Below are 24,956 nucleotides of genomic sequence, written 5' to 3'. Positions count from 1 at the left end.
CCTCACTCCCGGACTAGCTTGTCATTTTGCAGCTTGGTAATCTTGCGGCGGATAGGCATACTTAATGAAATGAAGAACAGGGCCAGAACGATGAGCAGCAGGCCCATAATAAGGTTGATTCTGTTGAGGGCGGTGGGATTGTTCACAAACATCAGGGATATATTAAAGACGCCAATGATCAGCTCCGCCACCGCGAGCGAAATCCATAACCGGAATATTCTCTGATAATGCTTAATTTTGGAATCGGTATCCGAATAGATGGTGAAGGCACCCTCCGCTGCTTTTTTTCGAAAGATTACCCAGCGCGGGTTAACATTTACAGTCTTGCCCGATGGCCGTTTACCGGCAGGCACACGCTCGGCCCCTGTCTCCTCCATGAACTGCAGGTATTCGGCAGACTTGGCTTTCTTCGGATCTTCCTCCAGCAGCTCCAGCCGGTAGATGTATTCCCCCGGGGCACTCTCTTCAAATACATAACGGGCCCAGGAGTATTCAACAAGTGCAAGACCTTTGGCAGACATGTCATTCAGCCACTGCTCTTCCTTCTCAAAATCCGCGAAATATTTGCGTACCACATGACTCATTCCGGTTCGCCTCCTATTAGCTTTCTTCCATTAGACAACAGCTCATCGAGCCTGGTCATTTCGCTCAGCAGTGCAGATCTGCCTGACTCCGTAATCCGGTATTCCTTCTTGCGGGAATCCTGACCGCCCGCCAGCGGCTCAATCCAGCCCCGCTCGACCAGCGTGCCAAGCGCGCCATATAGCGTGCCGGCGCCAAGCTCCACGCGCCCGTTACTCAGCAGCTTCACATTCTGCATAATTCCATAACCGTGCATCGGGGTGAAAAGTGACAGAAGAATATAATATACGCCTTCTGTCAGCGCCCCGTATTCATTGCTTCCTGACAACTGCCTCACCTGCCTTAGTCTTATATTAACGGATCGTTGCATCAACTGACGTTATAGCAATTGCCGTTACATCGTCTGACGCTATATCGTCTACCGATATACTTATTATATCGGCAGCCGATATATCAGTCAAGAGGATTTTGCGGAAAATACAAGCAAAAACAAAAACAAAAAGCAAAAAGCAAAAAGCAAAAAGCAAAAAGCAAAAAGCATCCCCTTGCGATGGATGAAAAGCTCGCAAGGGGATGCTTTTTGGCCTGGATAGCAGATGGAAGGGGGAACAATGCCGAAATAAGCATGCTGCATGACGTTGACAACATCTTGTTGCTGTAAGCCATGGGAAACATCTTAGCTTATGCCCCGGTAGTTTTTTTACCGAAAAACGTCTTCAGCGCCTGATAGACTTCCTTCTTATCCTTAATGACATAATGCATGAATTGCTCCTGCTTCAGGTGGCGGTAGGCGGACATCAGTGTGCTGCTGCGGTTGTACTGGTTCACTTCACCATAGCCGAACATGTTGCTGCGCTTCAGCAGTTCACCGATCAGCTTGACGCAGCGTTCATTGTCGGAGGTCAGGTTGTCGCCATCCGAGAAATGGAAGGGGTAGATGTTGTATTTGGCCGGCGGATAGCGGCTGTCGATAATCTCCAGCGCCTTCTGGTAAGCCGAGGAGCAGATGGTGCCGCCGCTCTCGCCGCGCGTGAAGAAGTCATGCTCGCTGACCTCTTTGGCCTCGGTATGATGGGCCAGGAATACAATGTCCACCTTCTCATACTGGCGGCGCAGAAAGCGGGTCATCCAGAAGAAGAAGCTGCGGGCGCAGTATTTTTCAAAAGTACCCATGGAGCCTGAGGTGTCCATCATCGCAATAATTACGGCATTGGAATGGGGGACGGTAATGTCATCCCACGTTTTGTAGCGCAGATCGTCCGGGCTGATGCTGTGAATTCCCGGATTCCCGCTGCTGGCATTGCGCCGGAGATTCTCCATCAGTGTGCGTTTTTTGTCGATGTTCGACATCATGCCTTTTTTGCGGATATCGTTGAAGACAATGGATTTGACCTCGATTTCTTCCTTGTCCTTCGGCTTCAGGTGGGGAAGCTCCATATCCTGGAACAGAATATCCTCCAGATCCTCAATATCCACTTCGGCTTCGACGGTATCCTGCCCGGGCTGATCCCCCGCCTTGTCACCTTTGCCCGGCTGGGCGGACTGCGAGTCGCGGCCGAGCACATCGCCTACCTGACTCTCCCCGTCCCCCTGGCCGACATGCTTCTGCTTGCGGAAATTATAGATAATCCGGTATTCATCCAGACTGCGGATCGGCACCTTCACAATCTGCTTGCCGCCCGACAAAATAATGTTCTCCTCAGTAACGAGATCAGGCAGATTGTCCTTAATGGCTTCTCTGACCTTTTGCTGGTGACGCTCCTGATCCTGATGGCCTTTGCGGTGAAGGGACCAGTCTTCTTTAGACACAACAAAGGCGTATGGACCGGTTGGCTGGGGCAAGGATGACCACCTCCCATGATTCTCTGAAATTGGTACAGGCTACGCTTGTGACGGGTGCGGCTGGTTGTAACTAAAGTATATTCATGGGGATGGGGGATATGTGAGCTGTATTATTCACTGATTTCCTCAATGAGCAGTTTATAGCTGTTCGAGCGGGCTTCGCCGGAGTATCTGCGTCCGTCTATTGTGAATAAATACAGGGCGGTCGCGGATCCCTGAAGCGATGTGCCCATATAATCAAGGTTGATTTTCACAAAATAAGTGAGGGTGACGGTCTGCCCGGGCTGCAGTGTTCCCAGAGCCACAGTTCCGCTGTACGGGGTTTCGGGTACAGTGATGGCGCTGATGGTAACGATATCCGGAGCAATTACTGCTCCTTGCGGCACAATCCGGACCACAGAGACCTCTGCCGGATAATTCCCGCTGTTGGTGACAAGAATCCGGAATTCGGCAATGCTTCCAGGCTCGACAACCGGCGGCTCCCCTTGCATTTGAATGGAGACGATGGGCGAGAACAGCAGCGTAGTCACAGCATTGGTCCGGGCGATCTGCCGGACATTGCGTCCATCCGGAAGGGTGAACGTGTATTGTACACTGCCCTGGTTCTGGATGGCCGGAGTCTGGCGTACATCGGTGGCGCCCGGAATGGAAACGAGACAATCAACCCTTACCGCTGAGCCTGCTCTTACCGTTCCGAGCGGAATGCCGTCCGCAGGCCGTATTCCCTTCTGGGGAACACCGTCAATATGGATGCTATCCCAGATGAATAGAACACCTGCCGGAATGAAGTCGGTCAACAGAGCCTCTACAGCCAGATTTCCGTTATTGCGCACGGTGAACTCATACCGCAGATTATCACCGGGAGCGGCGCTGTAGAGATCTACCTTCAAGCTGGCGGATACTCCCGGCTGGACGACCGTTATGAGGACTGTATTGCTCTCAGCGGTATTCCTGCTGTCATTGACCTCATAGGTGACCCCCGCCTTCGCCGGCAATACCGGATCCGGAGGAATTGCGGCCACCCGTACACGGAAGGAAATCTCGGCAGCCGAGCCTGTACTCAAGGAACCCAGCCTGATGCCAAGGGCCGGGTCGGCCTCGGGCTGGTAGACCCCGCCTGCAATGACGCTGCCGGGAATGAACATAGCACCTTCGGGAATTGGAATGGCAGCGATAATCCCGGCCAGCGGCCGGGTGCCTTCATTTCTGAGCTGCAGTGTATACGTCACGGCATCGCCGACAAAGGTAGTGGGTGTGCTGGCAGAGAGAAGCGTGGACAACTGATAAGACAGCAGGGAGACAGTCACCGGGTTGGAGCGGACTTCCCCGCGTACCGTTCGTCCTTCGGGTGTGGAGAAGGAATAGGTGCCGACTGCCCTGTTATGCAAGGCCAGGGAAGGCGGGAGCGATACTACAATGACCTGGAAGGCGATCGTAACTCCGGAATGCGGAGAGAGAGTGCCTACCGGTATGCCGGAAGACGGAGTGACCCCCGGAAGGGGAACTCCGTCTCTAAGCACACTGTTGGCAATAAAGGATACACCCTCAGGAAGGATATCGACGATGGTGACCAGTGCGGGCGTATTGCCGCTGTTCTTGGCGAATACGGTGTAGACGAGCGTCTCCCCGAGGGAGGCGCTCGTGTGATCCGTAAGCTTAAGCAGGGATAGAACAGGGCCCACGACGGGAGTATTGACGGTATTCGAATAGGTAATGGCGTTAATACCCTCTGCCGAGCTGAATAGGACCATAGACTGGTTGCTTACGACAGGTTGAAGCCGTGAGCCTTCTGTCATATTACAATGACCTGAACCTGGAAGGTGACTGTAGTGGATGCACCGGCGGCAATCGTGCCGATGACTATGCCGGCAGCCGGGTTCGCACCAGGGCGGAAGACTCCGTCTACGGCAACACTGCCAACGACAAATTGGCTGCCTGCCGGAATCGGGTCAACCAGTACAACATTGTTGACGGGAACGATACCGTTGTTGGTCACAACAATGGTATAGGTAATAATGTCGCCTACTACCGCATCGATTGCAGGAGTGCTCTTGACTGCTGTTACGTCCGGTGAAGAGACAGGGATAATCAGCGTATTCGACAGTGCAGAACCTGAGAGCAGACGGCCATCCGGCGGTGTGAAGGTGAAGGTGGCGGCGGCCTGGTTCACGAGCTGCTGCGGAGAAGGCAGGGAAGCTACCGTGACCTGCAGGGTGACTGTCACGAGGATTGTAGCTCCGGCTGCAACCGTGCCGAGATTAATGCCGGTAGTCGGGTCTGCACCCGGAACAGGCTGGCCGTTGACCAGGACGCTGTTCGGAATGAATACAGCTCCCGGCGGGATAGAGTCTGTCAAGGTTACGACAGCTGGCAGATTGCCTGAATTGGTAACACTGAACGTATAGGTCACGGTATCTCCAACCGTCGCATTGGCCGTATCTGCAGCTTTTAGAATACCGATGATGGGCTGGAATACCGGAGTAATGAGATTGTTGGAATAAGATGCGCCAGAGAAAGCACCGGAAGTGAAGCTTACCGAAGCCTGGTTGTTCAGTATCGCCGGATTAGGCAAGGAGTTGACCAGAATATTGAATGTAACCAGGACCGTCGCACCCGGGGCCACCGTTCCCAGTGAAATCCCGTTAGCCGGATTCGCTCCCGGAAGCGGAGTACCGTCCACAACTACGCTTCCGGCAACAAAGGTAGAGCCGGCCGGAATCGGGTCGCTCAGTACAACATTATTGATCGGCGCTATGCCGCTGTTGGTAACACTGATGCTGTATGGAACGGTATCTCCCAGAACTGCATCGGTTACAGTAGTGCTTTTGACAACGAGTACATTTGGCGATGATACCGAAATCTGATTGATGTTCGAGCTGGCCGACTGGTTGAAGGTCCGTCCGTCAGGAAGCGTATAGCTGAAGGCGATGATGGCCTGGTTGCTGAGCTGCTGGCTGGCTGGCAGTGTGGCAATGACGACAGAGAATGTTACCGCCAGCGATACACCTGCAGCAACCGTACCCAGAGGGATTCCGGTGGCGGGATCTGCACCCGGTGCCGGGAAGCCGTTGATCAGCACGCTGTTAGGAACAAGCGTTGTACCTGCAGGAATCGTATCGGTCAGTGTGGCAGCGGCTGCATAGTTACCCGAATTGCTGACATTGACAGTATAAATAATGGTGTCTCCGACCGTTGCATTTACAGAGTTAGAGCTTTTGGCTGCTGCAATAATCGGCTGGAAGACTGGAGTGGTCACAATGTTCGAGAAGGCAACACTGGACAGTGCCCCGGAAGTGAAGCTGACCGATGACTGATTGTTAAGCACTCCCGAGACAGGGAGGGATGTTACAGTCACACTGAAAACTACAGTTACTGATGCGCCTGGCGCGACGCTGCCAATGGTTACCCCGGTAGAAGGTGAAGCAGCCGGACGAGGGACGCCGTCTACCGTTACACTGCCGGGAACGAAGGCCGTTCCTGCAGGTAAGGCATCTGTAAATACGACATTGTTAACGGTAGCGATCCCGTTATTGGTCAGACTGACCGAATACGTAATCGTATCGCCAACATTGGTAGCGGTGGTTGTGGTCGATTTGACGACCGCGAGATTCGGATTCGAGACAGGGATGGTCAGTGTGTTGGTGAGCACCGATCCGCCAAGGGTTCTTCCGTCAGGTAAGGTGAAGCTGTAGGCTACTGTCCCCTGATTCACCAGTGTTTGCGGTGTAGGCAGTGAAGTAATTACCACCGAGAATGAGACAGCAACGCTTGCGCCCGGAGCGACGCTTCCGGCGGCGATTCCGGTGGTGGGATTGGCCTGCGGCAGAGGCAGCCCGTTGATCAGAACACTGTTTTCCTCAAAAGTAGTCCCGGCTGGGATGTTGTCCGTTACTGTCAGGCTTGCTGCGTAGTTGCCTGTATTGCTTACAGTTATAGTGTAGGTTACTGTATCGCCCACCGTTGCGTTCGCGGTGTTGGCGGTTTTGACGGCAGCAATATTCGGCTGGAAGACGGGAACCGCCACAGGGTTCGAGAAGGTGGAGCCTGTAAAGATACCGGAGGTGTAAGTTACAGTCGCCTGATTATCAATCGAAGTATCTGCTGGTACCGATGTTACCGTAACACTGTAGGAGACAATTGCGGAAGCACCGGATGCCAGTGTGCCAATGGCAATTCCTGTAGAAGGTTGGGCATTGGGAAATGGCACGCCATTAACGGATACGCTGCCCGGCACGAAGGCTGCCCCATCGGGCGTTGGATCACTGAGCACTACATTATTAACCGGGTCTATTCCGTTGTTCGTAATGCTTACCGAATAGGCGATAGTATCGCCCAGTGCCACCGAGGTTGAAGCCGTGCTCTTAACAACCGCCAGATTGGGTGCGGAGACAGCGATCGTTACAGTGTTGGAGACGGCGCTTCCGCTCAGCAGCCGCCCGTCCGGCGGCGTGAACGTGTAGGTGGCAGCCGCCTGATTCACTAGCTGCTGCGGCGATGGCAGGGAGACAATGAAGACGGTGAAGCTGACAGATACACTGGCGCCGGGAGCGACAACTCCGACAGCAATGCCTGTATCCGGTGCCGCGCCCGGCTGAGGGAAGCCGCCGACAATGACACTGTTGGGATCAAAGGCGGTGCCGGCCGGGATATTGTCGGTTAACGTTACATTGGCTGCAACGTTGCCGGTATTGCTGACAAGAATGGTATAGATGACCGTGTCGCCGACTGTGGCGTTCAGGTCATTGGCGCTTTTGACCAGAGAAATTTGCGGCTGTGTTACCGGTGTGGTAGTGACGTTGGAAGATGAAGAGCCGGAGAAGACCCCGGAGGTGAAACTGACAGTTGACTGGTTATTGACCTGTGAAGGAATCGGCATTGTTATCCTCACCTCGAATGTTACGGCAACTGAAGCCCCTGGGCCCAGACTGCCGATTGGAATGCCGGCGGACGGAACTGCCAGCGGCTGGGAGACGCCGCCTACAATTACGGTTCCGGGAATGAAAGCCGCATTCTCAGGCAGAGGATCGCTGAGAATGATATTGCTGACAGATGTAATACTGTTGTTGGTCAGCACGGAGGTGAACGTAAGAATGTCGCCGGTTACGGCATCGATGGCATTCACGCTTTTGACAACACTGACATTGGGGGCAGAGACGGGAACAGTCAAAGCGTTCGATACGGTATTTCCGCCGAGCTGCCGTCCGTCCGGCAGCGTGAAGGTATAGGAGGCGGCCGCTGAATTGACCAGCTGCTGGTTCGGCGGCAGTGACGTAACGGTAACCAGAAAACTGACGGTGACGCTGTCTCCGGGAGCAAGCGGGCCTACCGGAATTCCGGTCAGCGGGCTGAAGCCGGGCAGCGGCGTTCCGCCTACGCTTACACTGTTGGTCTCGAAGACTGTTTGCGGCGGCAGAATGTCGGTCAGATTCAGGGTTGCGGCAATATTGCCGGTATTGCTGGCGAAGATGGAGAAGGAGAGCAGACTGCCCACCGAGGCTTGTGCAGGGCTGGAGCTTTTGACCAGCCCAATCACCGGGGTGAAGACTGGAATAAGTATAGTGTTCGAAAGAGCTGTTCCGCTGAATGCACCTGCTGTGAAAGAAGCACTCGCCCGGTTGTTCAGCTGAGGCGGGCTTGGAACAGAAGTGGCGTTGACCTGGAAGACTACAATACTTGTTGCTCCGGCAGCAAGCGTACCCAGGGCGATCCCGGCATTCGGATTCGCAGACGGTACAGCAGCCCCGTTCACCGTGACGGTTCCCGCTACAAAGGCGCTCCCGGCAGGGGCGGGATCGGACAGAACGACATTGTTAACCGCCACACCGCTGGGGTTGGATACCGACACGGTGTAGGTGAGATATTCACCTACTGCTATAGCGGTGACATTTGCGCTCTTGAGGAGCGTGATGTTAGGTGCAGATACCGGAATGGTAACCGTGTTCGACACACTTCCGCCGGACAGGGCACGTCCGCTGGGCAGCTGGTACGTATAGCTGCTGCTTCCCTGGTCGGTCAAGGTTGCCGGAGACGGCAGAGATTGAACCGAAGTCAGAAAAGTCACAGTAAAGCTTGCCCCGGGTGCTACGGACCCCAGCGGGATTCCGCTAACGGGTGAGTCTGCCGGGCGGGCAACGCCATTCACCGTAACACTTCCGGCAACGAAGACGGACCCGGCCGGAATCGTGTCGGTCAAGCTCACCGTTGCTGCGAGGTTGCCTGTGTTCCTCACCAGCAGCGTATACTGCACATTGCCCCCGACCGTCGCGCTGCCCGGACTCGCGCTTTTGACGATACCGATTACGGGTTGATATACAGGGGTTAGGGTTGTATTCGATTGAGTGATTGCATTAAATGCTCCCGAGCTGTACGAAGCGGACGACTGGTTGGAGAGCTGGCTGCTTCCCGGCACGGAAGTGACATTCACCTGGAACGTAACGGTTACGCTGGCCCCCGGAGCGATGGTTCCGATGGTAATCCCGGAAGCCGGATCAGCAGTCGGACGTGCACTTCCGGCTACGGTGACACTTCCCGGCACAAAGGTGCTGCCGGCGGGTACCGGATCAGAAAGGACAACATTCGTGACTGCAACAATTCCGTTGTTGGTGACCACTGATGTATACAGCAGAGTGTCGCCTACGGCCACATCAGGGAAGCTGGCGCTTTTGACGATGGTAACACTTGGCAGCCTCACCGGTATGGTCAATGTGTTGGAGGCTGCCGTTCCGGAAACGGTCCGGCCGTCGGGAACGATAAAGGTATAGGCTGCCGTGGCCTGATCGACCAGCTGCGGAGGCGAGGGCAGACTGTTTACCAGCACACGGAATTGTACAGTTGAGGTTGCCCCGGCAGCAATGGTGCCAATGGGGATGCCGGCGGCGGGATTGCCTGCTACCGGAGTACCGTTCACCGTAAAGCTTCCCGGAACATAGGTGCTGCCCGCAGGAATGTTGTCAGTAAGCGTAGTTGTGGCGCCGATGTTGCCGGTGTTAGCAATCTGCAGTGTGTAGAGAATCTGATCACCGACGGTTGCGTTGGTCGTATTGGCGCTTTTGACGATGCCAAGAACCGGAGAATAGACCGGCAGCGAGCTTGTATTGGAGGGAATAACCCCGCTTACAATCGGGCCGCCGGCCACACTTTGGAAGGTAAACGCGGCATTGGCTGTATTGGCGACAATTTGTGTGCTTGGCAAGGATGTGACCCTGGCTTGATATGTAATCGTGATTGAAGTACCCAGGGCCAGTGAGCCGAGAGGGATGCCTGAGGTAATATCAAAAGTCGGCCTGGCAACACCGGCTACCACAACGCTTCCGGCCACAAAGGTCAGGCCCGGCGGCAGCGTGTCTGACAGTACAACACTGGCTGCGCTTGCCGTGCCGGTATTGCTGACGGTAACGGTGTACGTGACCAGATCACCAACGATTGTACCGGCGACATTGGAGGCCTTGGTTAATGAGATTCTGGGTGCATTGATATCAATCTGCAGCCCGTTAGCGTTAACCACGTAGGCATCGCCCGACGTAGTCAGTGTCAGCAGAGCCGAGGACTGATTGTTAACCAGGCGCGCGCCAACATCCACGTTCGTGATATCCCAGCCCTGCCGTCCGCCGACAATGTTGGAGCCGGGACTGCCGTTAGTCTGGTTGCGGTTTCCGAACGTGCCGGTGGTATTCAGGTTGCCGGTATCATTATTGATCTGTGATGCGAAGAAGTTGTTCGCAAAGTTGTTTGGGCCTGACAAAGCGACCTGGGTCGCAGAGGTAGGCCCGAAGAGCGCCTGATCTCCTGAACGGTTGGCATCTCCTTCCTGGGCACTGAACATGATACGGCCGCCGAGTGCTCCTGTGACAGGTGTGGCAAATCCGGTAATCGTTGTGACAACCGGGGCAGAGGTGGACTGGACAAGTACGGCCCCCGCCCGCAGCGACATGTTGCGGAAAGGGAGTGACGGATTCTGGTAGATGACAGCGAGCGTCCACCCCGCATGGTTGGCAGTAGCATCACCGTTGATAACGATGGTTCCGACTACGCCTCCGGTGATATAGGTTCCGGCTCCAGAGGCTTGAATAATGCTCGTCACATTGGCGGAACGGACATAGGCGAGCGCTCCGCCTCCCAGATCTACGGAATTGGCAGTGGCTGCGTCGGGGGACACGCTGACCGTGTTGCCGAGCGGTGTTATGAAAGAAACGGGATTGTTGATCGCCGCACTGAGGTTGACGTTCCCGTTAACATAGGAACCGCCCCAGATCAGTTCTGCATACAGGACCGTGCTCCCCGCCGGAAGCACCAGGACCGCTGCTGAACTGTTGCTCTGGTACAGATTTGTAGTGCCAGCAGGATAAGTGCCGAATATGGAGGCTGTATTCACCGTGGAGAAGGCCCCGATACTATCCTGGGTACCCGGGACCCCAAGCGTATCGGACCGGCTTAACCCCAATGTATTGCCTGTAAAAGTAATGGCACCTGTTGCATTAACCGTAGACCGAACGACTAGAGGAATGATTTTCACCTCCTTTTGGGAGTGTTGAATTCAAATCGGAAGACAACGAAAAAAAGCAGACCGACTCCTGCTTGAGGTCGATGTGCCGTCTTTCTTGTGTGGTATTAGCCTATGTGCGGTGCAGGGCATTATTGTATGTCCATTTGCGATTCTTTTTTACTAATTTTGTCTGTTCTGTGACCGGAGCCGGCGTTCGAACAGCGCTCGCGGTTCAGGATAGACTCTTCTGCTCATTGCTTCCAGCTCTTCCCGGCTGATCTCCTGCTTAATTACGGCAAAATGATACATGATTTCATGGACGACATTGGACTGCAGCGTCTTGAGCACCTCCAGCTCCTCCGTCTCATAGAGCGAGTCGTCAAAAGGATACTGATAGAACAGCTCCATCCGCAGCAGTCTGAAATCAAACGGCGGCGCAGGAGCCGGATAGTCCGGAATCTCCGGCGAGATTGGGCTGAGAGAAGGCTGAAAAAAGCTGCCGGTCAGATAACGGGGTGTATATTCGTCAAACTTCTGTTTGAACATAGGGTTGGAGATATGCGGAAAACTATGGGCATAGGGTGAGAGAATACAGATGACCGCTTTATGCGTGCTGATTCTGTGAATCTCGGACAATGCTGCAAACAAGTCGTTTACATAGGGCATTACCCGGCTGGCCATCACGAATTCGGCGGTATTATCAGGCAGGGGAATGCCCTCGCAAATATCGCAGACAATATCCACACCGGGGTATAACTTGCGGTCGATTCCCAGATAACCGGATTCTTTGCCGGGACCGCAGCCGATATCGATTCTCAGGGGAAATCACTCCTTCAAGGTGCTGAATAAGGCTCTCCATCATTGTATTAAATCTGCGGTTCTGTGCGTACGGCGGATGCCCAGCCCCGTCCGGCAAGTTTATGCCCCCCGGCCTTTGGGGTAATCGTTAATAAGGTAAGCAGCACACTCAGGGCTTACCGCGAGATATGGAGGAGGTAAGGCTATGAGATCACAACGTTCGCTGCCTGCTATCGCAGCAGTCGCTGTACTAATGCTGGCCTTAACCGCCTGCGGCGGGAATCATCCGGCTGAAGCGCCGGGGCTACCCTCAGCAGGCCCGTCATCTGCACCTGTAGAGAGCGCAGCTGCGCCGAGCCCCAGCCCTGCTCTCCCGCCAAGTCCTACCGGAGCTGCAGAGGCACAGGTTATTCAGGGATCCGGCGTATATATCGGACAGATTGATAATCATTCCGTAGAGATTGAGACTGAAGAAGGACCCACAGCCTTTGAGCTGGGTGCCGGCACGGAGGATGCGCCGGAGCTGCTCGAAATGGATGATGCCGTTGTTTTTGCGTATGTGGAAAAAGTGGTCGGAAGCGATGGGACCGCGGTCCAGCGTGTGTTGTCCAGCCTGTCCAAGGCAGAGGGCGGAGGGGCCGCACCGGCGGCCAGTGCGCTCCCGGATACTCAGACCTTCAGGCTGACACTGGAAGGGATGGAGGAAGAGAAGACGGCGGCACTTGCCGAAGGAGAAGGGTACTCCCTGTATGTATTCGATATCTTCAGCTTTGACGCGGCCAGCGGCAAGCTGGCGATGAAGGTAGACCCGGGGTATTACGCCGAAATTATCAAGCTTCCTGCCGATTTGGATCTGGATGCCCTAGAGCAGGAGGGGAAGGCTGAACTTGCGGCTACAGGCAAGGTTACGGCGCTTACCCGGGAAGAGCGGGACCGGCGGATGTCCGGCATCCGCTTGTATCTTACCGCAATGGGCTCTGGCCTGACCCGCCAGGTTGCCGTGAAGGAAGTTGATGGCCAAGGCTATCTCATCAGGCTGAACATTCCGCAGCGGGAAGCCTCGGAGGGCTTCGGGCCGCATGTGTATGCTTCACTGGATTCACTGGTTAATCAGTGAAGCACGGAGCAGCGAAGCGGCACCGCCAGCTTACACGATAAGAATGCATAGGCTTCGCGCCAACCATTATCCTAATCTTTACCATGGAAACGGTAGTGTCCTTATTAAAGGGGCGCTACCGTTTTCACTTGCCTGCGGCATGATTCAACCTCCAAAAGATTATTTTATTGTAACCGGTTTGCGAGAAACTTTTACCCGTGATTTTACGTCAAAGAGATAGAAATAGATGAGATTTTTTTCCTATCTGGGAGGATGAGTTTGTGAAGAAGTTATGGATTTCTATTGTAGTGGGGTTGCTGATAGTTCCGTTACTATTTCAAGCCCCGGCCAAGGCCGCAGTCACACCGATCCGCATCATTATTGACGGAGTCCAGTTGTCTACGGATCAGCCTCCGGTAATGGTGAACGGACGGACGATGGTGCCGCTGCGAGCAATCTTCGAAGCCTTCAATGCCGCTATCAAGTGGGATCAGAAGACGCAGACTGTAACGGCGGTGCAGGAGGATACAACGGTTATATTGAAGATCGGCTCCAAGACAGCTACGATTAATAATCGGTCTGTAAGCCTGGATGTGCCCGGTCAGAATTTGAAGGGCAGAACTATGGTTCCGACGCGGTTCGTAAGTGAAGCGCTGGGCCGGGAAGTGGGCTGGAATCAGACCACCAAGGTTGTGACGGTAACCACTCCGGTACCGGCCGGTGTTAATACTGCTCCGGTATCCGGCGTAACCACGCAGGATATCAGTGATTTCGGTGACGGACGCGACCTGCAGATCAGCTTCAACCGGGTGGCCGATGAGTCCCTGGTGGACCATTACCGCGTTCTGATCGTCAAAGCGGGAAATTCGCTTGATCTGTCGTCAGCACTGGCTATACCCGCATCTAATTACTCCTCAGTTATGGTAACAGGCGCCAATCCTGTGGTTAAACTGACAGCTGCTTCGAGAACGGCAGATGGAGAAGTAATTAAAAGCAGTCAAGGGTATAAAGCTTATGTCCTTACGGTAGGCAAAGGAAGTAACCTCAGCGCGCTTTCCGGCAGTTCTTCCACCATTACTCTGACCAATAATATTGCACCGGTAATAAGCAATGTACAAGTGACCGATAATGGCGATTACGGTGACGGGCGCGATCTGTCCGTCAGCTTCAACAAGCTGGCAGATGAGACCAAGATAAGCTCTTACCGGATATTTGTGGTTAAAGCGGCGAACTATTCAGCCTTTAATCTGGCCAAAGCCAATTCTGTCGTCAGTGCCTATTACACACAAGTCACCAAGACAGGTGCTAATCTTACCCAGATTCTTTCCTCAGGAGCCAGGGATACAGACGGAGCACTGATTCAAACAGGGGTAAGCTACCGGGTATTCGCCATGGCTGTTGACAGCAGCAATACCGCCAATAATGTGTTATCCGCTGCTTCGTCTCCGGTTACCCTATCCAGCATCGGGATCTCGAGCCTGTATGTCACTGACGTTAACGACTATAATGACGGCCGTGACCTCAAGGTGTCCTTTACCCATGCCGCTGACGAAACGTATATCAGCCAGTACCGGATTCTGGTGGTGCCTACATCATACTACAGCAGCTACAGCCTGTCTGAGGCGAATAATGTATCGGGAGCCAACTATACTGCTGTGAGCACTTCCGGTTCTTCTACCAGTCTAGTGCTGACCTCGTCCACCAGAGATGTGCGCGGGACGCTGCTGAAGAACGGAATCAATTATAAAGTGTATATTTTATCTGTCAGAAGCGGGGGGAATGCAGGGTCCAATATTCTTTCTTCTGCCTCTGCCGAAATTACGCTATGGAATGATTTCAGCATGAGTGCTGTGACTAACCTGAGTGTGACTGACGTTAACGATAATGGGGATGGCCGCGATCTGAGGGTGTCATTCACCCATGCCTCAGATGAGACTTATGTCAGCCAGTACCGGATTCTGGTGGTGCCTACATCCTATTACAGCAGCTTCAGCTTGTCTGACGCGAATAATGTATCAAGTGCAAATTATTCCTCAGTAGGTACATCGGGCTCCACGACCAGCCAGGTATTAACTTCCTCCGCCAGAGATGTGCGCGGGAATCTGCTTAAGAATGAGATCAGTTACCGGGTGTATGTATTATCTATTGGAAGCGGAAGTTACGCGGGGTCTGGTGTACTTTCGTCAGGTTCATCGGTAATTACGTTATTGAATTCCTCAAGTGTGAGCGCAGTTTCCGGCCTAGCTGTCAGCGATGTTACCGATTTCGGTGACGGCCGTGATCTGAAGGTGTCCTTTACTCATGCTTCGGATGAAACCTACATCAGAGAGTACCGGATTCTGGTGGTGCCTACTTCCTATTACAGCAGCTTCAGCTTGTCTGATGCGAATAATGTCTCCACGTACACTTCAGCAGGTACATCCGGCAATAGCACCAGCATAATTTTAGACGCCTCAGCCAGAGATGTGCGCGGTACTACAATCAAAGATGGAATCAGCTATAAAGTGTATGTGTTGTCCGTCGGAATTGCGAATTATGCGGGCCCGAACGTGTTGTCCGGAGAATCGTCAGTAATTACCCTGGCCGGCAAAACCCCGCTCACCTCTGTTACGAATGTAACTTATAGTGTAGACAAAGGTAACCTTCTGATCGGCTTCACCAAATCATCGAACGAGGCTAATATCCTGGAATACCGGGTATACGTAGTCCCTTCCAAGCAAGGGTTTGGTGCAGCGGATGCGCTCGGAGTGCCGGCTTCACAGTATAAGGCCGTGGCTCCAAACGGCTCGAATCCGACAGTTGCAGCTGCAGCCAGAGATGTGAACGGAAATGCAGTTGCGAGCGGGATTAAGTACAAGGTGTACGTTCTTGCCGTAGCCAATAATTATGGTGTGCAGAATGGCGGTCTTTCAGATTCAAGCGAGGAATTTGAGCTATAACTGCCCGGTTCTAAGCTGTAAAAAAAGCTGAAAAACACAAACACAGCACGTCTCCAGTAAATGGGGAGGTGCTGTGTTTTTTGAGTAATTCATTACGCCTGCCTAGGCAGCGCCTGCATTCACCAGAACCATGGAAATCAGCAGCATGAACACCAGCAGGATAACGGCGTTAATGATAGTCCCGAGGACTGCGAATACCTTACGGCGTCTGCGGAGTGTAAGCCCGACAATGCCGGTGACAGCTCCAATCACATTAACAGCAGCCAGGATCAGCACGGATAAGCCCAAATACATAATCGCTTCCGCTGAATCGGCAATCAGCTTATTATTCTCATTCATGATGGAGGAAGCCTGTGCACCAACATACACAAACGCAATTGCATAACCGACCAGAGTAACCAGAGCGATGACAAAAGAAGCGATGCCGGGGCCTGAGTGCTTGAAGTCGCGTTTGTTCTCCTGATACACGTATGCTGGATCAGCAGGTATTGGCTGTTCTGATGAGCCCCATTCTGCGGACAGGGATGGTACGGTTTCCGGTTTGGGTGGAGGATTATGGTCCATGGGCTGCACTCCTTGGGATAAAAGATTGATAGTACCACTTTTCCATAAGATGGCTCTAAAAGCAAGTATTACGGCAGAATTATCCGTAAATCCTGCTGCTGGAAATCAGCCATGCGGATACGTTAAGATAGGAGGAGTTCAAGAGACAAAGGAGCTGTATATCCATGCAACGAAGATTGGTAGCCTGGGGAGCTGTGCTGGCTATGCTGTCCGTGGGAATCGGAGCGTTCGGCGCACATATGCTGAAGGCTGTGATCAGTGAAGAGTACCTGAAAGTGTACGAGACCGGTGTCCAGTATCATATGGTTCACGCACTGGCTCTGATTCTTATCGGCCTGGCAGCAGGCCAGTGGGGAGAGAGTGCCCGGCTTGCCTGGGCGGGCCGGCTGATTGGGGCGGGAATTATTCTGTTCTCCGGCAGCCTGTATATCCTCAGCACCTCCGGGATCAAAATTCTTGGAGCCATTACACCCATCGGCGGCGTATGCTTCCTTGCCGGCTGGATATGCTTTGCCGTGGAGGCTTTCTCGCGTAAGGACTAACAAACAAGCACCCGTTCCCGGAATCCCGGGCGGGTGCTTGTTTGGGCTTGCTTACAAGAATTCGTCGATTTCATTGAGATTGAAAGTATACACCTGCTTCTCGTCAACATGGTACACGCTCAGCGAGTTAGCGCCTTCATCAAAGTTCAGAATACGGCAGGGCATTGATACCTGCTTCCCGTGCCGGTTCGCTCTCAGCCGGACCAGCTGGTTATTCTGAATATATTGCCTGATCTTGCCGAACACGTCTGCCGGCGTTTCCGCCGGTGTCACAACAGGCGGTTTCTTGACGGGAGGTCTTTCGGCGGGCTTGTCCGCAGGCTTCTCTGGCAATTTCACTGAAACCGGCGCTGGAGTGTAAGATTCGTTTTTTAGAGCCAGCTTTGCCGAGCGCAGCAGAGTGTCTATAGTTCTTCCAAGCTCCAGACCGGAGTTAATGTTGAAATCTGTGATTTTATCGCTGTTGTTCAACATTTCAAGTAAGTATTGCAGTGCAAGCGGGTTAGTACGGGCATTAATCAGGATGTCGACATTGAAGAGGTAGTTGCCGTCGGTGTGTTGTAGTTTCTTGTCCATTAATCCCCCAGCTTTATCGTTTAACACGATTCATTAAGTATTTATAAAGTATATAAACTATACCATTAAACAAGCAAAATTTATATACCCTCCGGCAGAGAATTAAGGACTTATGACCCCTCTAATTTATAAAGGAACTAGGACCATCGTCCACACGCCGTTGTAGCAGGACGCATAACTTAGATCGTGGAACGTGATAATAGGAGGTGCTGCAAATGGTAACATTGGAGCCTGTACAGGTGGGCGATTATGTCCTGGTCGGGGTTGAAGTGAAGCTGCCCAAAACTACGCTGCTCAGCATCAGCACAAGCCGGGGGTATATCATGTGCGGGGCGCTGGATATAGGACTGCTCAATAATACGCTGAGTGACCGGCAGATTATTGCTGCACGGGCAGTAGGGGTGCGCACATTGCCGCAGCTGCTGGCTGCCCCGCTGGAATCCGTTACAATAGAGGCGGAGAAGCTTGGCATCGTTCCGGGAATGACTGGGGCGGAAGCCCTGCTTCTGATGGTGTAGGACAGCAGACTGGAGTAATGTTCAGCAGGGGGGCCGGCGGCCCTCCTTTTGTCTGAGGATATGAATAATAATAATTCTGTTGTTTCACATGTCCCGGAGCATAAGGCAAGGACTCTTGGCTCATCCTACGGGTTAGGACCGGAAGCGGCAGGATGCGGCGGAGAAAAAGCTGCTTGTCCCGTGTCCTCATTTGTTTCGCCCTGCGGGCAGAAGGGTAAATGGAGAATAGACTACTGCATAGCCGGATGATGGACAAGCAGCCGGCAAAATATATGGATAAGGAAGGGATCAACTCATGGCTAAAGCATCAAACAAAGTAAATACCGCTTCATTGGAACAAGTACTTAACCGTCAGGTAGCTAACCTCAACGTTCTATATGTGAAAGTGCATAACTATCACTGGTATGTGAAAGGTGAGCAGTTCTTTGCCCTGCATGTGAAGTTTGAAGAACTGTACGATGATATCACGCTCAAAATGGACGAGGTTGCCGAGCGCCTTCTGAGTATCAAAGGCAGTCCTGCAGCGACGATGAAAGAATATTTGGAAATTGCCACTATTCAGGAAGCAACCGGCAAGGAAGATGCACGGGGAATGGTACAGGCACTCATCGAAGATTTCGCTACAGTAGCGGAAGAATTGACTGAAGGCATCGAACTGGCGGAAGAAGTCAGCGATCAGCCGACTGCCGACCTGTTCATCAAGATCCGCACTGATCTTGAGAAGAACCAATGGATGCTGCGCTCTTTCCTGGGCTGAGTGGTAGCTGGTTAATCCTTGCTGTGTAAGTTTGAGACAAAAGTATAAACAAAGCCTCCCCTGGGATAATACCATGCGGGAGGCTTTATTTATGCTACGAACTAAAGAAGAGAGTTCATTTATTATTGCAGCAATGAATGTATTCAGTTCCAAGTGGAAATTCAGTAATAATTGTATATTGTGCAGTTATAAACAGCGAAAAGGGCTGCCCGCATCTTATAACTGTATTCTGTACAACTAAATCTGCCCGAATGGGTGAGAACCAAGGTCCAAAGGCAGTTTAATTGTACGAAATACAACTAAACGGATAATCGGCTGGAAAGCAGACGTTTTAGTTGTACAAAGTACAACTAAGCATACGCATATACCGGAATAGGGTCACTGCAAGCAAACCATCAGCAAGTGATTTACAAAATTAGTTATCACAAATATAGATCAGATGCTGTTTAAGGAGCTCCCTATGTTTACCGCAGTGACGGCTAGGCTTCAAGTTCAAATCTTAAGTAAGCCTTATACTGACTAGGAGCTCCCGTCGTTGTTAATCATAGTGTCACTATGACTAATCACCGTTTGAATAAATTTCAGTGAAGCCTGCAGTTCCGCCTCCGAGAAGGTGTTCAAACCCTGAATAAAGCTCTGCTCAAGGCTTTCATGCATCTCGGCATGAACGACGAAGAGCTGCCTGCCTTTGGGCGTAAGGCTGAAATAGACTTCTTTCTTGTTGTCATTCATCCGGCTGCGCTTAATACAGCCTTCCTGTAGAAGCTTGCCGCTGATTTTTGTAATGCTTGCCTTGGACAATTTCATTTTTTCGGCAATCGAGGTGCTGTTAATGGGCTCGTGGTTGCCGATGCAATCAATGACATGAATGCTCGTCAAAGAGTTTGAAGTGAAAGTCAGCCCGTACTGGCGGGTAAGATCAGCGAAAGCATCGAGCTCGGATGCAAAAAGCTGTTCGTTTAGATGCGTTAAGTGGAGTAATCGGCCATACAGCAGCCGCTTAAGTCCTTCGGATGAGTTCATAAGGCTGGGCATCTCCCTGTTATGCAAAATTATCTTTATCCTACCCCGAAATTATTCACTTGTAAACTAACGTGTGATTTCGCTGTTTAGCTATTAAAGCTCAGTCTATTTTCTAATAATTAGATTGACAGCTATGTTATTGCGAAATATAGTTTACTGGTAAACAATTTAAAATTGTTGAATGTTAACAATATTCCGGGGAGGATAAGGATGAAGAATGTGTCTCAAGCGATAAGGGAACGGCGGACCATTCGGAAATTCAGCGCAAGGCCGGTCGATCAAGAAGGGATCGTTGCTTTGCTGAATGAGGCGTCAAGCCTGTACGAAGCTGAGGGGACGCCGCATTGGCGCTGTCTTTATTTCGGCACACCGGAGTCACGTGAAGAGCTGGCTGACAGCATGATTGCCAAGGTGAAGGATAGTCATCTGGGAAAACTCCTTCCTGCCAGGATGACCGGATTTCTAAAAAAACAAATCACTGCTACTCCCGCCCACATCATTTTCATCGCTGAATCGGCCGAAACGCAGCGGCAGCGCGACGAAAATTACGCCGCCGTCTGCAGCATTATGCAGAATGTTCAGCTGCTGGGCTGGGAACAAGGGCTAGGAATGCTGTGGTACACGGATTCCATGTTTTGCAGCGGGTCATTTTTTGAGAAAATGGGCTTGAAGGAAGGAGAACGGTTCGCCGGAATGTTGGAAATCGGCTACTTTGAGAAAACGCCGAGGGCCCGGAAAAGAACCCCCGCAGAGGAGAGTTGGAGTATAATAGGTGAGGACGACAGATTCCATCCGGATCTAAACCCTGTTTCTGCGCAAAGCGTCTTGAAACTGCTCAACGAGGCCGTATGGGCGCCTAATGACGGAATGAGAGAACCCTGGCGTTTTATCTATGTAACGGGTGGTCAGGCTGCCCGGAAACTGCGATCCTCTGGAGAGGAAGCTTCAACACCATTCCTTATGGTCGTGGCCACGGAGGAATCGGATTTTCACCGGCAGGAAGAGGATTATGCGGCGGTGTGCTGTCTGATCCAGAACTTTCAGCTGCTGGCCAAGTCCGAACCATGGAACCTGCGCCGCCTGATTCCGGAATGGATTTATGACACGGAGCAGTGCAGGTCATTCGGAATTCGCCCCCGGGAACGGATTGTTGCTGTGCTTGAACTGGGGGGAGACAAGAGAGTCTCTAATTCCGTGTCTGCTCCAGTGGTTGTAGAACAGTACAGCAGGGGGAGCAGGCTCGGGCAATAATTACTATTATTAGCTGTAGATACAGGCGACAGAGTAATAAAATTATAAGTCGGTATTTGTAAAAATCGGACCTTTGTAATAAAATTAGTGAGAATCATTGATAATCAACATGATTCAATTTATAATAATTACAATGTGATATAAAATCTAATTGCTTGTAATCAGGGAAATCCTGTGACAATACAACTTTCTGATTTCGCAAATCGATCAATGGAGGGAATAATAATTATGGCAGCAGATTTTGTCATTGAGGGACTGAAAGCGACGATTGAAGGAAAAGAAATTCTGAAGGGGATCAACCTTCAAATGAAAGGCGGAGAAATTCACGCCATCATGGGACCGAACGGTACTGGTAAAAGTACTTTGGCCTCAGCCCTGATGGGTCATCCGAAGTATGTGGTTACAGAAGGCACAGCCGTGCTTGAAGGTGAAGATCTGCTGGAGATGGCGGTTGATGAACGCGCCCGTGCCGGCCTGTTCCTGGCTATGCAGTATCCGAGCGAGATCAGCGGAGTTACCAATTCCGACTTCCTGCGCAGTGCAATTAATTCCCGGCGTGAAGAGGGCAGTGAGATTTCCCTGATCCGTTTCATCCGGCTGATGGAAGCTAAGATGAAGGAACTGGATATGAATCCTGAATTCCTGCACCGCTACCTGAACGAAGGCTTCTCCGGCGGTGAGAAGAAACGTAATGAAATTCTCCAAATGATGATGCTGGACCCTAAGATCGTCATTCTTGACGAAATCGACTCCGGCCTTGATATTGATGCACTCAAAATTGTTGCCGATGGCGTGAACTCCATGCGCAGTCCGGAACGCGGATTCCTGGTTATCACTCACTATCAGCGTTTGCTTAACTACATCAAACCTGATTATGTACATGTCATGATGCAGGGACGGATTGTGAAATCCGGCGGCCCTGAGCTTGCAGAACGTCTGGAAGCAGAAGGTTATGAATGGGTTAAGGAAGAGCTCGGCATTGAAGACGAAACTGTAGGACAAGAAGCTTAGAAACGCTGGAAGGAGGAAACCACTTATGACGACGCAAACCATTCTTCCCGTGGATGCCCAGAAGCTCGGCGAATTATCGCAGAGCAGCGGCGAACCGGGCTGGCTGAAGGACAGCCGCTTGAAGGCACTTACGCTTGCTGCTGAGCTTGCCCTGCCGAAGTTGGAGAAGACACGGATTGACCGCTGGAACATTAACAACTACGGAGAGTACAAGGCAAGCCAGGCTTTCACATCCCTTAGCGAAGCACCTGCTTCAATTGCCGCTCTGATCAAGGATCAGGAGGAAGGCAGCCTGATCATTCAGCGTAATTCGGGAGCCGTATATGCCCGTCTTGCTCCTGAGCTGGCTGCGCAAGGCGTGATATTCACCGATCTGCAGACAGCAGTCAGAGAGCATGGAGATCTGGTGCAGCGTTATCTGCATAAGGCAGTATTGCCTGAAGAGCATTCCATCGCCGCACTGCATGCAGCGCTGTGGAACGGCGGGGTATTCCTCTATGTTCCGAAGAATGTCATCATCGAAACTCCGCTGCAGGCGGTGCTGTTAACGGATGATGCCGAGGCTGCATTTGTCCCGCATATTCTGATTGTTGCCGATACTAATAGTTCATTAACCTACGTGGATAATTATGTATCAGATAAGTCCGAAGCGGGTCTGCATAACGGGGCTGTTGAGGTATTTGTAGGTGCAGGTGCCACAGTACGCTATGCCACGGTGCATCAGCTTGGGCTAGACACCACGGATGTTACCTACCGCCGTGCGGTAGTGGAGAATGACGGAACGATCGAATGGATCATCGGTGAGATGAACTATGGCGATACCGCCAGCGACACCAAGTCTGTGCTGAAGGGTAACGGCTCAAGCTCGGATGCCAAGGTAATTGCTGTAGGTACCGGTTCGCAGAAGCTGAGCTATACTACGCAGGCCCAGCATTTTGGCAGAAACACTCCGAGTGACATGATTACCCGCGCAGTGATGCGGGATTCGGCCACTTCCATTATTAACGGAATTACGAAGATCGAGAAAGGTGCGACAAGAGCGGACGGACAGCAGACCGAGAAGGTTCTGATGCTGAGTCCCAAAGCACGCGGCGACGCCAACCCGATCCTCCTTATAGATGAAGATGATGTAACTGCAGGCCATGCCGCTTCCGTAGGACAGGTCAATTACGAGCAAGTCTATTACCTGATGTCCCGCGGAATTACGCGGCATGACGCAGAAACACTGATCATATACGGCTTCCTGGCTCCTGTTGTGTCGCAAATTCCACTGGAGGGACTGCGCAATCAGCTCCAATCTCTTGTGGAAAGGAAGTTAGGCCAATGATTAGCAGCGGAGTTCGGGAGCAATTTCCCATCTTAAATCAGAATATTAACGGACACCCGCTGGTGTATCTGGACAGCGCGGCAACTTCACAGAAGCCGCGCCAGGTCATTGAGGCGGTCAAGTCTTATTATGAATGGGATAACGCCAATGTTCACCGCGGGGTGCACACACTGGGCAGCCGGGCAACCGATGCTTACGAAGGCGCCCGCGAGAAGCTGGCTAAGTTCATTAATGCTCGCAGCACCAAGGAAATTATTTTCACACGCGGTACTACAAGTGCACTTAATATTGTAGCTTCATCTTATGGACCTTCCGTCCTGCAAGAGGGCGATGAGATCGTAATTACCCAGATGGAGCATCACAGCAATTTCATTCCCTGGCAGCAGCTGGCCAAGAAGACAGGGGCAACCCTGAAATTCCTTCCTTTGCAGAAGGATGGTACAGTGACACTGGAGGATGCCGAGAAGACGATTACGGCTCAGACCAAGATCGTAGCTATCGCGTATGTATCCAATGTTATGGGGATTACCCATCCTATCAAAGAGCTTGCAGCAATAGCTCACCGCAACGGCGCCGTAATTGTGGTGGACGGAGCACAGAGCACGCCGCATATGAAGGTGGATGTGCAGGATCTGGACTGTGACTTCTATGCACTGTCCGGTCACAAGATGCTCGCCCCTACCGGAATCGGCGCTTTGTACGGTAAGAAGGCACTGCTGGAGGCCATGGAGCCTGTCGAGTTCGGCGGCGAGATGATTGATGATGTAGGTCTGTACGAATCGACCTGGAAAGAGCTGCCCTGGAAGTTCGAAGGCGGGACACCGATTATTGCGGGTGCCGTTGGACTGGGAGCAGCAATTGATTTCCTGCAGGAGGTTGGACTGGATAATATTCACCGCCATGAGATGCAGCTTGCGGCGTATGCGGAGGAGCGGCTGTCAGAGATCAGTGATCTGACGATCTACGGCCCACGGAACCGCCAGGTAGGAGTAGTAACCTTCAATCTTGGCGATGTCCATCCGCATGACGTAGCTACGGTGCTGGATGCGGAGGGCATTGCTGTCCGCGCCGGACATCATTGCTGCCAGCCGCTGATGCGCTGGCTGGAGGTCAGCTCAACAGCCCGGGCCAGCTTCTACCTGTACAATACGGAACAGGATGTAGATTCGCTGGTTCAAGGCTTAATCAAGGCAAAGGAGTATTTCGCCTATGAACTTGGATGACTTATATAGACGCGTAATTATGGATCATTACAAAAATCCCCGGAACCGTGGTTCATTCGAAGATGATGCACTCAAGATTGAGCTGAACAACCCTACCTGCGGCGACCGCATTACGCTTCAGCTTAAGGTAGAGGACGGCGTCGTCAAGGACGCCCGTTATAGCGGCGAAGGCTGTTCAATCAGCATGTCGTCGGCTTCGATGATGACGGAAGCGGTCAAAGGCCAGACTGTAGCGCATGCGCTTGAACTGGCGGACAGCTTCTCCTCTCTGATGAAGGGTGAAGAAGCAGATTTCGGAGACTACGAAGATATTGAAGCCCTGTCCGGTGTTAATAAATTTCCGGCGCGGATCAAATGTGCCACACTGGCCTGGAACGCGCTTCGCAAAGGCATAGATACGGAAGAGAATCACCCACAACATTAGA

General features: G+C 52.3%; 19 protein-coding genes. 10 read left to right on the top strand and 9 right to left on the bottom strand.

Features of this window, described 5'->3' with window-relative positions; translation table 11 throughout:
* Positions 1-2: 2 nt before the first annotated feature.
* The 6 genes from NSQ73_RS22255 to NSQ73_RS22230 form a co-directional block, all read right to left on the bottom strand.
* Positions 3-584, bottom strand: coding sequence for a DUF2812 domain-containing protein (locus NSQ73_RS22255; protein WP_340988213.1), 582 nt, complete (start codon positions 582-584; stop codon positions 3-5).
* Positions 581-910, bottom strand: a complete 330-nt coding sequence (locus tag NSQ73_RS22250) for a PadR family transcriptional regulator (RefSeq protein ID WP_039307488.1) — start codon at positions 908-910, stop codon at positions 581-583. The genes NSQ73_RS22255 and NSQ73_RS22250 overlap by 4 nt, the downstream gene beginning before the upstream one ends.
* Before the next feature lie 353 nt (positions 911-1,263).
* On the bottom strand, positions 1,264-2,424 hold the full coding sequence (gene yhbH, locus NSQ73_RS22245; protein WP_042135257.1) for a sporulation protein YhbH: 1,161 nt from the start codon (positions 2,422-2,424) through the stop codon (positions 1,264-1,266).
* A 110-nt stretch (positions 2,425-2,534) separates the two neighbouring features.
* Positions 2,535-4,220 carry a hypothetical protein gene (locus NSQ73_RS22240; protein ID WP_340988211.1) on the bottom strand — a complete coding sequence of 562 codons (1,686 nt, stop codon included), beginning with the start codon at positions 4,218-4,220 and terminating at the stop codon, positions 2,535-2,537.
* Positions 4,217-10,936: a DUF7507 domain-containing protein gene (locus NSQ73_RS22235; protein WP_340988210.1), complete on the bottom strand. Its 6,720-nt coding sequence runs from the start codon at positions 10,934-10,936 to the stop codon at positions 4,217-4,219. Before NSQ73_RS22235 ends, NSQ73_RS22240 begins: the two co-directional genes overlap by 4 nt.
* A 150-nt stretch (positions 10,937-11,086) precedes the next feature.
* Complete coding sequence (locus NSQ73_RS22230; protein ID WP_340988209.1) at positions 11,087-11,650, bottom strand: hypothetical protein; 564 nt, start codon at positions 11,648-11,650, stop codon at positions 11,087-11,089.
* 259 nt (positions 11,651-11,909) lie between these two features.
* On the opposite strand from NSQ73_RS22230, the gene NSQ73_RS22225 reads away from it, so the two are divergent.
* Together NSQ73_RS22225 and NSQ73_RS22220 are read left to right on the top strand one after the other, a co-directional pair.
* Positions 11,910-12,821: a hypothetical protein gene (locus NSQ73_RS22225; RefSeq protein ID WP_340988207.1), complete on the top strand. Its 912-nt coding sequence runs from the start codon at positions 11,910-11,912 to the stop codon at positions 12,819-12,821.
* 260 nt (positions 12,822-13,081) lie between these two features.
* Positions 13,082-15,739 (top strand): copper amine oxidase N-terminal domain-containing protein, encoded by a 2,658-nt coding sequence (locus NSQ73_RS22220; RefSeq protein ID WP_340988206.1) that lies wholly within the window; start codon positions 13,082-13,084, stop codon positions 15,737-15,739.
* A 102-nt stretch (positions 15,740-15,841) separates the two neighbouring features.
* Here NSQ73_RS22220 and NSQ73_RS22215 read toward each other — a convergent pair whose 3' ends face one another.
* Positions 15,842-16,303 carry a hypothetical protein gene (locus NSQ73_RS22215; protein ID WP_340988205.1) on the bottom strand — a complete coding sequence of 154 codons (462 nt, stop codon included), beginning with the start codon at positions 16,301-16,303 and terminating at the stop codon, positions 15,842-15,844.
* A 164-nt stretch (positions 16,304-16,467) separates the two neighbouring features.
* Between NSQ73_RS22215 and NSQ73_RS22210 the strand changes: the two genes are divergently transcribed.
* Positions 16,468-16,845 carry a DUF423 domain-containing protein gene (locus NSQ73_RS22210; protein WP_039307497.1) on the top strand — a complete coding sequence of 126 codons (378 nt, stop codon included), beginning with the start codon at positions 16,468-16,470 and terminating at the stop codon, positions 16,843-16,845.
* Positions 16,846-16,896: 51 nt separating this feature from the next.
* Here NSQ73_RS22210 and NSQ73_RS22205 read toward each other — a convergent pair whose 3' ends face one another.
* Positions 16,897-17,421 (bottom strand): hypothetical protein, encoded by a 525-nt coding sequence (locus tag NSQ73_RS22205; RefSeq protein WP_340988203.1) that lies wholly within the window; start codon positions 17,419-17,421, stop codon positions 16,897-16,899.
* Between the two features lie 215 nt (positions 17,422-17,636).
* Between NSQ73_RS22205 and NSQ73_RS22200 the strand changes: the two genes are divergently transcribed.
* Positions 17,637-17,939, top strand: a complete 303-nt coding sequence (locus tag NSQ73_RS22200) for a YunC family protein (RefSeq protein WP_039307501.1) — start codon at positions 17,637-17,639, stop codon at positions 17,937-17,939.
* Between the two features lie 295 nt (positions 17,940-18,234).
* A complete protein-coding gene (locus NSQ73_RS22195; protein ID WP_039307503.1) occupies positions 18,235-18,696 on the top strand; it encodes a Dps family protein in 462 nt (153 codons plus the stop codon).
* Positions 18,697-19,215: 519 nt separating this feature from the next.
* On the opposite strand, the gene NSQ73_RS22190 is transcribed toward NSQ73_RS22195, so the two are convergent.
* A complete protein-coding gene (locus NSQ73_RS22190; RefSeq protein ID WP_340988202.1) occupies positions 19,216-19,719 on the bottom strand; it encodes a MarR family transcriptional regulator in 504 nt (167 codons plus the stop codon).
* A 210-nt stretch (positions 19,720-19,929) separates the two neighbouring features.
* Between NSQ73_RS22190 and NSQ73_RS22185 the strand changes: the two genes are divergently transcribed.
* The 5 genes from NSQ73_RS22185 (at position 19,930) to sufU (ending at position 24,955) form a co-directional block, all read left to right on the top strand.
* Positions 19,930-20,970, top strand: coding sequence for a nitroreductase family protein (locus tag NSQ73_RS22185; protein WP_340988201.1), 1,041 nt, complete (start codon positions 19,930-19,932; stop codon positions 20,968-20,970).
* A 228-nt stretch (positions 20,971-21,198) separates the two neighbouring features.
* Positions 21,199-21,981: a Fe-S cluster assembly ATPase SufC gene (sufC, locus tag NSQ73_RS22180; RefSeq protein ID WP_042135273.1), complete on the top strand. Its 783-nt coding sequence runs from the start codon at positions 21,199-21,201 to the stop codon at positions 21,979-21,981.
* 25 nt (positions 21,982-22,006) lie between these two features.
* The gene (sufD, locus tag NSQ73_RS22175; RefSeq protein ID WP_340988200.1) at positions 22,007-23,308 is read left to right on the top strand and encodes a Fe-S cluster assembly protein SufD; all 1,302 of its coding nucleotides are present in this window, start codon (positions 22,007-22,009) and stop codon (positions 23,306-23,308) included.
* Positions 23,305-24,531 carry a cysteine desulfurase gene (locus NSQ73_RS22170; RefSeq protein ID WP_076242704.1) on the top strand — a complete coding sequence of 409 codons (1,227 nt, stop codon included), beginning with the start codon at positions 23,305-23,307 and terminating at the stop codon, positions 24,529-24,531. The genes sufD and NSQ73_RS22170 overlap by 4 nt, the downstream gene beginning before the upstream one ends.
* Positions 24,518-24,955 (top strand): Fe-S cluster assembly sulfur transfer protein SufU, encoded by a 438-nt coding sequence (gene sufU / locus NSQ73_RS22165; protein WP_042135279.1) that lies wholly within the window; start codon positions 24,518-24,520, stop codon positions 24,953-24,955. The genes NSQ73_RS22170 and sufU overlap by 14 nt, the downstream gene beginning before the upstream one ends.
* Position 24,956: the final 1 nt, after the last annotated feature.

Origin of the sequence: Paenibacillus sp. FSL R10-2736 (genome assembly GCF_038000245.1) — a bacterium.
Lineage (GTDB): Bacteria > Bacillota > Bacilli > Paenibacillales > Paenibacillaceae > Paenibacillus_AQ > Paenibacillus_AQ phytohabitans.
The sequence above is the reverse complement of the archived record's forward strand: the minus strand, read 5'-3'. Positions and strand labels throughout refer to the sequence as shown.